Origin of the sequence: Ruegeria sp. HKCCD8929 (assembly GCF_013031405.1) — a bacterium.
Lineage (GTDB): Bacteria > Pseudomonadota > Alphaproteobacteria > Rhodobacterales > Rhodobacteraceae > Ruegeria.
On the sequence record NZ_WPZY01000023.1, the window covers coordinates 20,965 to 34,016 of the forward strand.

14 protein-coding genes are annotated in these 13,052 nt (G+C 59.2%); 3 read left to right on the top strand and 11 right to left on the bottom strand.

Translation table 11 applies throughout. The features are described 5' to 3' along the window. The first annotated feature begins 28 nt into the window (after positions 1-28). On the top strand, positions 29-679 hold the full coding sequence (locus GOX53_RS22545; protein ID WP_171180416.1) for a TRAP transporter small permease: 651 nt from the start codon (positions 29-31) through the stop codon (positions 677-679). Beyond that, on the top strand, positions 673-1,977 hold the full coding sequence (locus GOX53_RS22550) for a TRAP transporter large permease (RefSeq protein WP_171180418.1): 1,305 nt from the start codon (positions 673-675) through the stop codon (positions 1,975-1,977). Before GOX53_RS22545 ends, GOX53_RS22550 begins: the two co-directional genes overlap by 7 nt. Before the next feature lie 156 nt (positions 1,978-2,133). On the opposite strand, the gene GOX53_RS22555 is transcribed toward GOX53_RS22550, so the two are convergent. From GOX53_RS22555 to GOX53_RS22575, 5 genes are read right to left on the bottom strand one after another with little or no spacing between them, the layout of a single operon-like run. Next, on the bottom strand, positions 2,134-2,664 hold the full coding sequence (locus tag GOX53_RS22555) for a DUF2478 domain-containing protein (RefSeq protein WP_171180420.1): 531 nt from the start codon (positions 2,662-2,664) through the stop codon (positions 2,134-2,136). Then, positions 2,664-3,905, bottom strand: coding sequence for an NnrS family protein (locus GOX53_RS22560; RefSeq protein ID WP_256415897.1), 1,242 nt, complete (start codon positions 3,903-3,905; stop codon positions 2,664-2,666). The genes GOX53_RS22555 and GOX53_RS22560 overlap by 1 nt, the downstream gene beginning before the upstream one ends. Continuing rightward, positions 3,902-4,804 carry a U32 family peptidase gene (locus tag GOX53_RS22565; RefSeq protein ID WP_171180424.1) on the bottom strand — a complete coding sequence of 301 codons (903 nt, stop codon included), beginning with the start codon at positions 4,802-4,804 and terminating at the stop codon, positions 3,902-3,904. Before GOX53_RS22565 ends, GOX53_RS22560 begins: the two co-directional genes overlap by 4 nt. Before the next feature lie 4 nt (positions 4,805-4,808). Continuing rightward, positions 4,809-5,786: a peptidase U32 family protein gene (locus GOX53_RS22570; RefSeq protein ID WP_171180461.1), complete on the bottom strand. Its 978-nt coding sequence runs from the start codon at positions 5,784-5,786 to the stop codon at positions 4,809-4,811. Continuing rightward, on the bottom strand, positions 5,786-6,328 hold the full coding sequence (locus GOX53_RS22575) for an SCP2 domain-containing protein (protein WP_254446703.1): 543 nt from the start codon (positions 6,326-6,328) through the stop codon (positions 5,786-5,788). Before GOX53_RS22575 ends, GOX53_RS22570 begins: the two co-directional genes overlap by 1 nt. Before the next feature lie 176 nt (positions 6,329-6,504). Between GOX53_RS22575 and GOX53_RS22580 the strand changes: the two genes are divergently transcribed. Continuing rightward, positions 6,505-7,071, top strand: coding sequence for a UbiD family decarboxylase domain-containing protein (locus GOX53_RS22580; RefSeq protein WP_171180465.1), 567 nt, complete (start codon positions 6,505-6,507; stop codon positions 7,069-7,071). A gap of 225 nt (positions 7,072-7,296) precedes the next feature. Here GOX53_RS22580 and GOX53_RS22585 read toward each other — a convergent pair whose 3' ends face one another. The 6 genes from GOX53_RS22585 to GOX53_RS22610 are packed head-to-tail and all read right to left on the bottom strand — an operon-like array spanning position 7,297 to position 13,049. Next, entirely contained in the window at positions 7,297-8,334 is a 1,038-nt protein-coding gene (locus tag GOX53_RS22585; RefSeq protein WP_171180426.1) for an ABC transporter ATP-binding protein, read from the bottom strand. After that, complete coding sequence (locus tag GOX53_RS22590; RefSeq protein ID WP_171180427.1) at positions 8,334-9,119, bottom strand: ABC transporter permease; 786 nt, start codon at positions 9,117-9,119, stop codon at positions 8,334-8,336. Before GOX53_RS22590 ends, GOX53_RS22585 begins: the two co-directional genes overlap by 1 nt. Then, a complete protein-coding gene (locus GOX53_RS22595; RefSeq protein WP_171180428.1) occupies positions 9,116-9,979 on the bottom strand; it encodes an ABC transporter permease in 864 nt (287 codons plus the stop codon). Before GOX53_RS22595 ends, GOX53_RS22590 begins: the two co-directional genes overlap by 4 nt. Positions 9,980-10,005: 26 nt before the next feature. After that, a complete protein-coding gene (locus GOX53_RS22600; RefSeq protein WP_171180431.1) occupies positions 10,006-11,046 on the bottom strand; it encodes a PotD/PotF family extracellular solute-binding protein in 1,041 nt (346 codons plus the stop codon). A 39-nt stretch (positions 11,047-11,085) separates the two neighbouring features. Continuing rightward, positions 11,086-12,018 carry a PfkB family carbohydrate kinase gene (locus GOX53_RS22605; protein WP_171180435.1) on the bottom strand — a complete coding sequence of 311 codons (933 nt, stop codon included), beginning with the start codon at positions 12,016-12,018 and terminating at the stop codon, positions 11,086-11,088. Then, entirely contained in the window at positions 12,015-13,049 is a 1,035-nt protein-coding gene (locus GOX53_RS22610) for an ADP-ribosylglycohydrolase family protein (RefSeq protein ID WP_171180437.1), read from the bottom strand. Before GOX53_RS22610 ends, GOX53_RS22605 begins: the two co-directional genes overlap by 4 nt. Positions 13,050-13,052: the final 3 nt, after the last annotated feature.

Here is a 13,052-nt window from a genome sequence, read left to right on the forward strand (position 1 = left end):
TGGGCCCAACGCTTTTTGGGAGGACAACATGGAACGAGAATCCAAACAGCACCCGCGAGACCCGGTCGAGCGCGGGGCGTCATTTATCTATGACCCCGAAGTCACCGTTGCCGAGCCACCGGAACACGTTACCGCTGTTCCCGAATGGGACGTATCTGGTGGATACGCCGCGTTTCTGAAGATCGAAAAGCTCTATGCAGCATTGCTGGCCAACGGCCTTGCCCTTTTCAGCATCTGCCTGGCGGTTCTGATGTTTGCCCAGGTCGTCTTGCGATACGGCTTGAATTCGCCCTTTGTCGGCATCGAGGAAATGGCCCTTCTGTTCGGCGCCTGGATCTACTTTCCGGCCATGGCCTATGTCTCCAGACAAGGAGAGCACATCCACGGCGGAATTCTGACGCTAGTCGTAAGCTCGCCCAAAGTCGTGCAAACCGTGCGACTGATCATGACCCTGCTCAGCATCGTGGCCTGTGCAGTGTTCGGCTATTTCGCGATCAAGTATGCCTTCTTTGAGATCGAGAAAGGGCGGTTAAGCTCATATCTCAGATGGCCGAAAGGCATCTGGTCCTTCTCGCTGGTCATCGGCTTTGCCGGCACCCTCCTGGCCCTGCTGATGCAGGCCGCAAACCAGTTCATCGACATCCGAATGATGCAATCGAAAGGGGCAGGACAATGCTGATTTTTGCTATTGCCATCGCGCTGATCGTTGTCCTGCTTCTGCTGGAAATGCCCATCGCCTTTGCCTTTGGGATCGGCGCACTGTTCTTTGGTGTTGGCACCGGATCGAATATTTCGTTCCTGATCCCCTATGCCTATCAGACAACGACCAGCTTTGCCTTGCTGGCGCTGCCGCTGTTCGTTCTCGCAGGAACGATCATGGCCGAAGGCGGTATCTCGAACCGATTGCTCGACTTCGTGAACGCTTTCGTCGGCCGTATCAAAGGCGGTCTCGGCGCGGTGACCATCGTGACCTGCGCCCTGTTCGGCGCGATCTCTGGCTCGTCCTCGGCGGCGATTGCCGCGATCGGGCAAATCATGATCCCGCGTATGGTGAAAGAAGGCTACCCGGTGGGACACGCCACTGCTCTGGTGGCCTGTTCATCAGTTCTGGCCCTAATGATCCCACCATCGATTCCGATGATTGTCTTCGCGGTGACCGGCGGCTTGTCCGTTGGCGCGGCCTTTCTGTCGACAGTGATCCCGGGCATCATGCTGGCGCTGCTGTATATCATCCTGAATTTCGTCTTCCTGCGGAACAACGATGAAATACAGGTCGAGCCCAAGCTGCCCTTGGCCGAAGTACGGGTCAAAATCTTCCGGTCGGGCAAGGAAGCGTTCTGGGCATTGCTGATGCCGCTGATCATTCTGGGAACGATCTATGGTGGGATCGCCACGCCAACCGAAGCAGCGGCAATCGCACTCGTCTACGCTGCGGTTGTGGGCTTTTTCATCTACCGGGGGCTTACGCCTGCCAGCTTCTGGAAAGGCACCATTCAGGCAGCGATCACGACAGGCTCGATCATTACCGTTCTGTTCTTCTTGTTCATGATGAGCCGTTCGATGGTCTTGCAGCAAGTTCCGGGCCAAATTGCCGACCTGTTGCTGAACCTGTCGGAAAACAAGATCCTGCTTCTGTTGCTGATCAACCTCGTCCTATTGCTGATGGGAATGATAGTCGACGACATTTCAGGCAGCGTTCTGGCCGCCGTCGTGCTGTTGCCGGTGGTAACCGAGTTGGGCGTTCACCCGATCCATTTCGCCGCAATCGTTGGCACCAATCTGGGTCTGGGCAACGTGTCGCCACCTTGTGCGCCGATGCTCTATATGGCTGCTGGTGTCAGCAAGATCACTCTGGATCGGTATATCGGCATCACGCTTAAGTTCCTATGCCTCGGTCATCTGCCGATGGTCCTTCTTGTCACCTTCCTGCCAGAGCTTTCACTCTTCCTCCCGAAGATGCTCATGGGCATCCAGTGAAGCCTTAAAGCAGGACCTTCACGCCGGGGTTGGGATGGCCCCGGCGTGATCGGTTCGGTCCAGTTGTTCTGATCGCAAGAGGTCGATCAGTTTGAGGGCAATTGAACTGCAAAGTGGCACGGAGCGTTGACTGCATCAGCTCATGCACCACTACGATCACGGCGTGGCTTCGAACCAGGTGACCCCTCGCACGGCTATGCACCAGCTCCTGAGGGCGCCACTATCATCCGGCAGTTCTTCGGCAAGACCTTCTGCGAATGCCTGAAAGGCGTCCTTGTTTGCTGCGCCGACACCCACCAACACGGGGATGTCGTGTTCCAACGCCCTCCCCATCGCGGCGCAGAAACCTCTGCCGGCGGCCTCTTCAGGACCGAATTTGTTCAGAATGAACAGGTCGGCACCTTCAAGGCCGCCCCGCTCGACCTGCGCCACCGCTTCGGCAAGGGCTGCCGGATCAAGCCGGCATGCATCCGAGCCCGCACCGAGGTTCTGGGTGATTTTGATTGCTGGTCCTTCCGGCAATACACAGACGCTCATGTCGCATCCGTTTTGGTAGGCGGCTGTATAATTCAACTCCTTGACGAGCCCCCGCAGCACTAATCCGTCCGCCCTCAGTTCAGCAGCCAGTTCCGCCAGTAGCCGGTCAGTTTCACCGCGTTTTTGTGAAGAGACATAAGCGAGTTTCATCATCTCATCCTTTCTGCCTTGCTAATCTCAGCCAACTCCCAATGACGTCGGCCGCTGAGAACCGGGCGCCGCAGCGGGCCGGTCAATGCCGGTAAAAAGCCGAGCGCAAATGCGATCCAGGCGGCAGGCCATATTGCGGCCGCCAATACCTCAAGTGACTGACCGGGAAAGATCGGTGCTGCCAGCCGGATCCAGGTCGCGATCCAAACCAACAGAAATCCAACTGTGAAGCCCGGGTTGGCCCGCATATCGCCGCTTTTGGTATGTGCCGCCGCCCTGCCCGAAATCGCCATTATCAGCCCCGACATCCCGCCGATTGTTATTGCCTGCAACGCGTCAGCCATTGGATAAATTGCCGGGGCAAGACGCGATACCCCGACGACCATCAGACCAAAGGGCAGCCAGAAAAAGGCAAGATGAAGCGCCGCGAGGAGTGGATTGGTCAGCGCTGACAGGCTTTGCCACCCGCGCATGTTCCAAAGCAGCGCCAGCCCGGCGCCGATCATTGCGACATACGCTATGTCGTGTTGGCCGATCAGCTTCGTCACAATGGCGATGACCAGCAGCGCCTGTGCCGAAACCACCGACATGGCCGAACTCTGACTCGCTCGAGTTCCACATCTATTCAAAGCAAGCCAGTTCTGGGTGAAGGCCGGGATCGCTCGCGTACCAATGCTGACCATCAGCACAATGAGTCCAATCAGTAATGGCTGGACCATTGAAAGACTGACCCATGGCGACCCGATCAGCGTTGCCCGCAGAAACAGAACCTCACCCATAGCAAACGCCACAACCGCCACCGGAAACCCAAGTTTGCGATAGACACCGGTTGAGAGCGGCTGGTGGCCGATGATCCCGGCCAGCAGCAAAAAATACCCGGCATTGAGCGTAACGAGCAGCGTATTTGGCACATATGAAGCCAGCGCCATGGCCAGACGTTCGGATACCCAAAACATCAACAGCGCTTTCAGGACATTCCCTCGCACCGGAGGCTGTCCCGTCCAGCCCGGAAGCGCGGTCAGCAAGTAACCTCCGATAGCCGCACCGGCAAATCCGAAGATTAGCTCGTGAGCATGCCAGACGATCAACGGCTCGAGGCCCGGGCTGGGAAGTCCCAGCCGCGCCCCAAGCGGCCACCAAGCGACGGTCAGCATGGCGCACAAAATGGCAGCTGAGAAAAGCGGGCGGTGCGGGGCCTCCCGGAAATCGCGGAAGAACCTGTTTCTGCCCGCTGAAATCATGAGTTCGAGGTGCCGGACCACTCGGCGCCGCAGGCGCCTGTCAGAAACCCATCGCTCAGGTGGACGCCGGGATTGAAGGAGAGGACTGCGTTTGCCAATTCTCCCTCCGACAGGGTCCGATCAATCCGCTGGCGGTAAAGCGTGCAAAGCTGCACGAATCCTTTCGATTGCGGCGACAGACGCAGGGCTGAAACACCGGCGGACCGCAAGAGTTCGATCTGATGATCGATGCAGGCATAGCTGTCTGACAGGGTTTGCACCCCGTTCATCGCCATAAAGGGTCTGCCCTCCACGGTGAGCACATCCAACCCATCCGGATCCTCTTCGCACGCGAACTGGCAGTTGTCCTTGCTGCGCCCGTGCAGGCGCGCGTGATAGCAGCGCCCGGAAATGGCCAGTGGTAGTCGCCCATGGCCCCAGACCTCTATCGCGATGCCCAGATCGGTGGCTGCCTTCGCCAGCGTCTCGACCGAACCAATGGGCAGTTCCGGCGGCAGACATACGCGCCGCGCACCGCGGGAGGCCAACCATGTTATCGTGCCTTCATTGTAGACATTCACCAGCGGGCCAACTGAGAAATCGCTGCCTTCTAGCAGATAGGCCAGCGCTGTCAGGTCGTTGATCTCGACCGTGACGCCCATCTCGGCCAGTTCCGCAGTCAGCTTGCGTTCCCGTTTCAATGTCACCAACGCAAGACTGGTCAGCGCAACTTCCTTTCCGGCCTCAACCAGTTTGGAAATCGCTTCGGGGATACGATCCTGATAGAACGATAGTCGTTTGGAGCAAACGAGCTCTCCGATCACGACGCGGTCCACTGGGGACCGGGTCAGATCGTCATAAAACCCGCTCCAGGTCTCGGCTGGCCAGAAGAATTGATTGGACCCGACTGTCAGCTCCATCGCGCTATCTCCACGTCTTTTTGTAAGCACCAGTGGTCATGGCCTGCCCTTCGGACAGGCGGGCCAGCATCCCCTCGGGCATCGGGCGTCTGGCCTCCAGCGCATCGACGGCGGCGCGGAAATTGCGCACAACCTGCGCGACATAGGATTTCGAGCGCTGCCGGCCTTCGATCTTCAGGGCCGTCACCCCGGCCTTCTGCAACTGCGGGATCAGCCTTTCGGCATTCAGGCTGACTGGGTCTTCGAACAGGTGCCCAGCCTTCTCACCCGCCGAGAAACACCCCTTACACAGAGTCGGATAGGGTGCAGGCTCTCCCCTATCGACGCGGTGAATGAGATAGCCGCCCAAGCGCGCGTCCAGAACGCCCTGATCTTCATTGTATTCCACGTGGCTGGCGGGAGAGCACACGCCGTTCATGTTAGGGGACAAGCCGGTGGCGTAGGAGGACAGCGAACAGCGGCCCTCGGCCATCACGCAGAGACCGCCGAACACAAACACCTCGGTCTCGACTTCGGCCTCGGCGTTGATGGCCGCAATCTCGGGCACAGACAGGACACGTGGCAGGACCACCCGTCTGACGCCAAAAGTACCGGCGTAGAAATTGATGACATCGGCATTGGCCGCCGCCGCCTGCACCGACAGATGTCGCCGCAACCCGGGGTGATTGCGGGACGCATGGTCCAGCAGTCCAAGATCAGCCAAGATCACCGCATCCGCGCCGCAGGCCTCGGCGTCGCCGACTGCGCGGTGCCAGATCGCCTCATCGCCAGCGCGGGGAAACGTGTTGATGGCGACCAGCACCTTGGCGCCACGTGCATGAGCAAAGGCCACCCCATCGCGCATCTCAGACCGATTGAAATTCAGACCGGGAAAATTGCGCGCATTGGTTTCGTCATTGAAGCCGCAGTAAACGGTATGCGCACCTGCCTTGACGGCAGCCCGCAATGCGGCTGGGGTTCCCGCCGGACAGACGATTTCCATCACCATATTGCCGCATCCTCTGGCCGTGTCAGATACAGCCCCGTTTGGCGTTCTGCCAAGGCGATCAGCTGTTGTAACGGGCGCGCAAACGGTCCCGATAGCGCCGCCGCCTCTTGGGCCAGATCCAACTCCGCGTCATCTATTGCATTGCGCAGGGCCAGAGCAGCACCCGTATCGCCTTCGACCACGAGATCGCGCGAGAAAAACAGAGCGTCACCATCGAACGCGCCATGGACCAACCCAAGCAGCGCCGCCATCGGACCGGAAATCCGCGCCGTACCTTCTGTCTGCCGCCGGGTGAGTTTCACTTTTGGCAGGCCATCGTTGGGATTGAGGCACAGGACAATCGGCAGATCGATTGGATCGAGAACGAAATCGGTCCGGCCATACTCACCGAGACGCTGAAACAGGCAGGGATTGTTCGTTACGATTTTGCGCGAGAATACGGTCAGCGAGAGCGACAGCGGCGCAAGCGGCATAACCCGCAGAGCCGCTGCCAAAGGCGCAGGGCAACGTGGTATCAGGTTTTGAGGATTGGACAAACAGACCTCCTGCTGCCTCAGGGAAGTTCACCACTTTTGCCTTCCTAGGCTGCGCTCGGTCTTGGGGAATTGACTGTTGTCAAGTGTGTCGTGTGGGACGGCTGTTAGGGGGGAGGAACCCTTGTCGGAGCCCTCTCATTCGCACATTGCCGCCATATCCAACTCTTTGACATTTCCTGGATTGGTGCGAAGAGACCGGACAGTTCAAAGCTGTGTCCGATCCGGTTTCAGTGCGTCATCAGATGACTGCGGTTCACCGCGCCGTACTAGAGGCGCATGGACCGGTTTTGCGGTTTGACCAGCCTGTGATCGGACAGGGCAGGCGCTCGGACGTCCCTGTTGTGGTAAACCTCTTCGGGACCGCTGAACGCGTCGCCGCCGGGCTTGGTGTTTCAATTGATGGCTTGGGCGACCTTGGCGCGTTTCTGGCTGCGCTCCGCGCCCCAACACCACCCGATGGGCTGCGCGATGCGCTGTCGCGGTGGCCGATGCTGAAGGCTGCTCTTGCGACACGACCCAAGCTTGTCGGATCGGCGCCGGTTCAAAGCGTGGTCCAGAAGGGGGCCGAGGTTGACTTGTCGACGCTGCCTGTTCAGACGCATCGGCCGGGCGACGCGGGGCCGCTTATCACCTGGCCCGTGGTTGTAACCCGACCTCACGCCAGCGAACCGGACAATGTCGGTAGCCACAATGCTGGTGCCTATCGTGTTCAGGTCCTGGACCAGAACCGGCTTCTATCTTGAACCGCGCAATTTGAGCGACGTGGTCGATCAAATTGCGGCGCGAGCCATAGATTGCCTGGGTGTTGTCGCGCCGGTAGCCGAACGATGGCGCCCTTCGGCATAACGGATGCAGCAGGAGCGTTCCGACCTGAGCAATCCTCCCGCTGATTGCGGGCTGATCTAAGTATGCGAGCTAACGTAGGCGATCACACTCTCAGGCCTGCCGTCTTGATCACGCGGTTCGGTCTAATGCCGCCCACTTGGAACGGACAGGGTTTTCTCCACCGGCCAAGTCAGCCAAAGGCGGTCTCCCTCGGCAACATCCGATGGAATGTCCTGGTCGCGGGATATCACCTTGATTCTGTTCCCATTGCTTTGAAGGATGCAGGTGGCCATCGCACCGGCAAAAACCCGGCGCTCCAGTACCGCCTGGCATTTTGACAGCCCGTTCGCCGTCGGCTCGGTCTGTGATATAGAGATATTCTCGGGCCTTACGGCCAAGGTGCCTCCGGTCGGAAAGCCATGGGGTATCTTGATATCGGCGCCCTCGCCGGCGAGGGCATCAAGGATATTGGCTTCGCCCAAGAACGTTGCGGTAAAGAGATCGGCGGGGTTGCTATAAACGTCGCGCGGAGGGCCCGCCTGGATCATCTTGCCGTCGCGCAGAATGCCGATCTTGTCGGACAGGGTCAGCGCCTCTTCCTGGTCGTGGGTCACGAAAATCGTGGTGATGCCGATTTCGCGCTGAATGCGTTTGAGTTCGAACTGCATATCGACCCGCAGAGCCTTGTCCAAAGCCGAAAGCGGTTCGTCCAGCAGCAAAACCCGCGGGTTTGTCACGATCGCCCGGGCCAGCGCCACTCTCTGCCGTTGACCGCCTGACAATTGATGAGGTTTTCGGTCCCCGTGTTGCCCAAGCTGCACCAGATCAAGCGCCTCACCGATGCGGCGACGTTCCTCTGCCGCCCCGACCTTGCGCACACGCAGGCCAAAGCCGACATTGTCCGAAACAGTCATGTTGGGAAACAGGGCGTAGTTCTGAAACATCATGCCGATATCGCGTTTCTCGACAGGCACATTCTCAACCGGCTGGTCACCGATGCGGATGGTTCCGCTGTCGGCAAAAATGAACCCGGCAATCGCACGCAACAAGGTCGTCTTGCCGCTGCCGGAGGGGCCGAGCAGCGCAAAAAACCCGCCGTCGGGAAAGTCCATCGTGACGTCATCCAAGGCTTTCAGAGAACCAAAGGTCTTGGTGACGTTGTTTACCGAGACTTCGGCCATTAACGCTCTCCCCCAAAATTGGAAAACCGGGCCGCAAACAACATCACGGCCATTGAAACGACGATGATGATTGTCGAGATCGCATTGATTTCAGGCGTGAACCCTTTGCGGATCGAGGTGTAGATCAACACCGGCAAGGTGCTGTCGCCCGGTTCCGACAAAAAATATGAAACCACGAACTGATCAAAGCTGACGGCGAAAGCAAACAGCGCCCCCGCGATGACCCCTGAGGAGATCCAGGGCAAGGTCACTTCGCGGGTCACGGTCCAGCTGTCTGCCCCAAGGGATCGGGCCGCTTCCTCCAGCGTGGCATCAAAAGTGGCGAGCCGCGCGCTGACAACGACAATCACGTAAGGAAGCGCCAGGGCGACATGGCCGATGATTACCGAAGGGGTTCCCCGCCCCAGACCGACCCCGAAGAAGAAGATGAGCATTGCCGTGCCGGTGATCAGCCAGGGAATGGCGATCGGCGGAAACAGCATCACTTGCAGGAACCGCTTGCCCCGAAACTCGTACCGAAAGAGCGCGACAGAAGCTGCCGTGCCCAGAATGGTCGCGATGACGGTGGTCGCCAGAGCGATCATGACCGACCGGGTGGCCGCATCGACGATCTCTTGGTTGCCGGCCAGTTTCTCGTACCATTTCAGCGAGAAGTCGAACGGCAGTTGGTAGTATTGCGAGGCATTGAAGGACATGAATGCCATCACGGCGATGGGGGCGTAAAGAAAGAACAGGATGCAGGCCAACCACAGCTTACCAAGGCGCGCAAGAAACACTCCACTCATGTCTGGGCCCTTTTCAATACTGGGCTGGCAATCGCGAGGATGAGCAACACCACGGCCAGCAAAATAAAGGATAAGGCGGCGCCGAGCGGCCAGTTGAACACCGCCACGAACTGATCCTCGATCACCGTGCCATAATAGGTGCCGACCCGCCCGCCAAGAATGCGTGGCTCCATGAAAGACCCAACGACCGGCACGAAGATCAGGACTGCACCGGCCAGCAAGCCCGGCAACGACAATGGCAGGATGACGCGCCAGAGGATGGTCAGCTTGTTTGCCCCCATCGAACGGGCCGCATCGATCAGGTTGTCGTCTATTGCCTGCAGCGCCAGGTAAGATGTGAGAATGACGTAAGGCAGGTAGGAGTGGACCAGTCCTATGACGACGGCAGGTGTCGAGAACATCAGGTTCACGTCCACCTGGAAAGGCAGGATTGCATTCAGCCCCAATTCAAGCACCCCGTTCCCGCGCAACACGATGGCCCAGGAGAAAATCCGCACCAGTGAATTGGACCAGAACGGCAGTATGACCAGCAGAAACAACGCCTCTCGCGACCGGCCCTTGATGGTTTTGGCCAGAACATATGCGCAGGGAAAGCCCACAAGAACCGCAACCGCCGTCACCGTTAGGCCAAGGCGGATGGATTTCCACAACAGCGTTGCATAGGTCTTGGTCTGAAAGAACGCCTGATAGTTTTTGGTGGTGTGATGCCAGTCGGCATCGCCAAAAGGTACGTCGGACAGAAAACTGAAATAGAGCATGGCAGACAGCGGCAGAAAAATCGCCACCGTCAGCCAGAGGTAGGCCGGGGACAGCAAACCGAATATCCGAAGCCGTTCCTGATTGGCGAGATTTGCTGACATCTGCCGCCCCCTGTTGGCCCTGCGTGTTACTGGGCGGCCTTCAGACCCTGCCATAGCTCCAGATACTTCTCGCGGTTCTCATCCGACACCGGACGCTGGAACTGCACGCGTGCAACCACTTCGGGATCACCGAGGATGCGCTTGTTGAACGCGTCATCGGGCAAGGCAGCTGCGGCTTTCGCATTGGCCGACGCCGGGGCGCCCTCGGCGGCCCACTTGACGTAAAACTCCGGGTCAATCATCCAGTTGATAAAGGCATGTGCCGCGTCCTGTTTGGTTGACGAGGCCGGGATCGACAACCCGTCCAGCCAGCCTATGGCCCCCTCCTGCGGAACAACAAACTGAACCGGCAACCCCGCAGAGATTGAACGGCTGGCCGAACCCGACCAGAAGGTCGCCACGGCCAGATCGCCTGCCGCCATGAACTGGTTCCAGTCGTTTTCCGATCCCCAATAGGTCTTGATCTGGGGCATCAGCGCCGAAAGCTTGTCCTTGACCGCATCGAGGTCCGAGATGTCATTGATGTTCTGACCTGTGGCTATGGCCGCGAATTGCACAGCCTCCAGCGCATCGTCGCGGATCGACACCTTACCGGTGTATTGTTCGTCCCAGAACACTTCGATCGAGGTTGGCGCCTCGGCAAAATCATTCGTATTGACCGCAAATGACGTCAGCCCCCAGGTCCAGGGCACCCCGTGCAGCGCACCGCCCGCATTGAGGTCCCGATTGCCGGCCAAATCTTCGGGAACGTCCGCCAGATTGGCGATCTTGGAAGTATCAACCGGCCCGATCAGCCCTTCGTCCTGAGCTTGCGGTGTGAAGGCCGCATTGATCAGCACCACGTCATACGCACCCGGGTTGGTGCGCAATTTGGTCAGCATCTCCTGTTCCGAGTTGAAATACTCATGGACCACGGTGTGGCCGGTCGCCTCGGTAAAGGCCGAAACAGCCCAATCCAGATCGGTACCATAACCCTGCCAGTTCAAGACTCGGATTTCGTCCGCATTGGCCGCAGACAGGGCAGCGAACGCACCAACTGCCGTCGCATAAAACAGGTTCATATTCATGACATCCTCCCATTGGGTTTTCTTGTGCTCTCCGGGTCTCTAAACCGCCTCTTTCCTGTTCATCGCGGCGGCGACCTCTTCTTTTTCAGGCGCGGTTGCCGGCCCTTTTTTTGTTGTGGACAGCGCAGCGGCGACATTTGCATAGCGCGCCGCATCAAGCGGATTACTGCGTTGGGCAAGCCTGGCAATGAAGCTGCCCAGATGTGCATCTCCCGCACCATTGGTGTCGACCGGTGTCACCGGATAAGCCGGAACCCGTTCGCAGAGCTCGTCTGTTGCGATCACGCAGCCATTCCTTCCATCCCGCACGACCGCGCCTCCGTCTTTCGGTATCTCGCTGGCCAGTGCCCGTGCCGCTTCGACAGGGTCGGTAATCCCGGTGAGAATGGCAGCCTCACGGGCATTCGCACTGATCCAGGTGGCGCGGGCGCGGGCCGCCTCCAACGCATCGGCGGGCAGCGCAGACACTACGGGCGACGGGTCGAACACGAGGTTTGAAATAGGCGCATCGCTTTGCAGCCAATCCTGCATTGCCCAGCACGACCCCTTGTAATGCAACGCGTAGCCGGACAGCAGTGTCCAGTCGAACCCGGACGCCGTGACCTGCGAAAGGGCCTGAGCCGTTGCGTGCCCCTCGGCCCCATCGCTTGCGATGAAAGTCCGCTCTCCGGTCTGATCGATGAGCACCGTGCAGCAGCCCTGATCACGCTCGGTGTCCTGCGGGCGCAGGAATGGAATGGCCTCTTGGTTCAATCCCTCGCGAACGATCCGCGCAAAAGGCCCTGTTCCAAGTGCCCCTCCATACCAAACGTCCATCCCTGCCCTTTTGGCCGCAACCATCGCATTGAACCCGCCGCCGGGCTTGATAGAAAAACTATCCACGATCGCCTCCTCTCCTGGGGCGGGGACGGCAGCAACGCTGTAGAGTAAATCGACCACGACGCCGGACATTTGAAGTAAACGGGCGCTCATGCTTGTGCCTCCCCTAAATGTGCCGGGACATCCGTGCCGGTGCGCAGGGACAGAAGATCCCACGCCGTCTCTTCCAAGGGCAGTGAATTGGCTGTCGCGATTGTTTCAATCGCCTCTTTCGGAATGGCGCCAGCCCCGGAACAGGCCCCGGCCATTGCACAGGAAATGGCGCCAATCGTGTCGGTATCGTCACCGATATTCGCCGCGATCAGAGCCGCTTGCCACGGATCCCCGGCTGCAAGCAAAACAATTCCGAAGGCGGCGGCAACCGATTCATGCGATGCGACAGACGTTCCGATTTTGGCTGCAAGCTCATCGGCGGCGGCACCCTCTTTCGCACAAGACACAGCCGTCGAAATCCGCACTGCGATGTCGCCGTCACCTACCGGGTAACCCCTTGATTGACCCTCTTCGGCGGCTTTCAAGGCGACCGGTAGAGCCCCCACGAAAGTGCCGCCTTCGACTCCGCAGCTGATCACCGCCGCAACAGCAGCTGCTGCGGCAATCGCTTCGCCCGTATTGTGAGTCATCCGGCAAGCCAGTTCTACCTGATCAACAAATTCCGACATCGGTTCTGCGGCGACCGCGATGCCGATGGGTGCAATGCGCATCGCAGCCCCGTTGGTGGTGCCGTTGCGGCCGGTTTCCGTGACGGGGGATCCGGCCAGCATTGCATCCAATGCGGCTTTGGAGGACGGGCCCAGCAAATCGCGCAAACCTCGCGCCTTTACACCGGCCTCCCACTCCAACAGGTCCTGTGCCAGCAGATCCTCGTCAATCCGGCCCCTACCCGAGACGAGCCTGCGGGCCAGCATCAAAGCCTGCTCGGTGTCATCCGTCACCTGTCCGGCAGACAACCCATGCGAGACTGGGTGGTTCGGATACGGCGCAACAAATCCCGTGATCTGGCCATAGTGCCGGCAAATCTGCTCCGGAGACATGGTTTGCGAAGGCATTCCAAGCGCATCGCCGATGGCCATTCCGATAAGCGCCCCATAGGCCCGGTCCAGTTTTGAGGATGCAGCGCCCATATC

Excerpts from the sequence above, each read along its gene's own strand:
- GOX53_RS22545 (WP_171180416.1), top strand. The coding sequence starts at position 29 with ATGGAACGAGAATCCAAACAGCACCCGCGAGACCCGGTCGAGCGCGGG.
- GOX53_RS22550 (WP_171180418.1), top strand. The coding sequence starts at position 673 with ATGCTGATTTTTGCTATTGCCATCGCGCTGATCGTTGTCCTGCTTCTG.
- GOX53_RS22555 (WP_171180420.1), bottom strand. The coding sequence starts at position 2,664 with ATGAAACTCGCTTATGTCTCTTCACAAAAACGCGGTGAAACTGACCGG.
- GOX53_RS22560 (WP_256415897.1), bottom strand. The coding sequence starts at position 3,905 with ATGATTTCAGCGGGCAGAAACAGGTTCTTCCGCGATTTCCGGGAGGCC.
- GOX53_RS22565 (WP_171180424.1), bottom strand. The coding sequence starts at position 4,804 with ATGGAGCTGACAGTCGGGTCCAATCAATTCTTCTGGCCAGCCGAGACC.
- GOX53_RS22570 (WP_171180461.1), bottom strand. The coding sequence starts at position 5,786 with ATGGAAATCGTCTGTCCGGCGGGAACCCCAGCCGCATTGCGGGCTGCC.
- GOX53_RS22585 (WP_171180426.1), bottom strand. The coding sequence starts at position 8,334 with ATGGCCGAAGTCTCGGTAAACAACGTCACCAAGACCTTTGGTTCTCTG.
- GOX53_RS22590 (WP_171180427.1), bottom strand. The coding sequence starts at position 9,119 with ATGAGTGGAGTGTTTCTTGCGCGCCTTGGTAAGCTGTGGTTGGCCTGC.
- GOX53_RS22595 (WP_171180428.1), bottom strand. The coding sequence starts at position 9,979 with ATGTCAGCAAATCTCGCCAATCAGGAACGGCTTCGGATATTCGGTTTG.
- GOX53_RS22600 (WP_171180431.1), bottom strand. The coding sequence starts at position 11,046 with ATGAATATGAACCTGTTTTATGCGACGGCAGTTGGTGCGTTCGCTGCC.
- GOX53_RS22605 (WP_171180435.1), bottom strand. The coding sequence starts at position 12,018 with ATGAGCGCCCGTTTACTTCAAATGTCCGGCGTCGTGGTCGATTTACTC.
- GOX53_RS22610 (WP_171180437.1), bottom strand. The coding sequence starts at position 13,049 with ATGGGCGCTGCATCCTCAAAACTGGACCGGGCCTATGGGGCGCTTATC.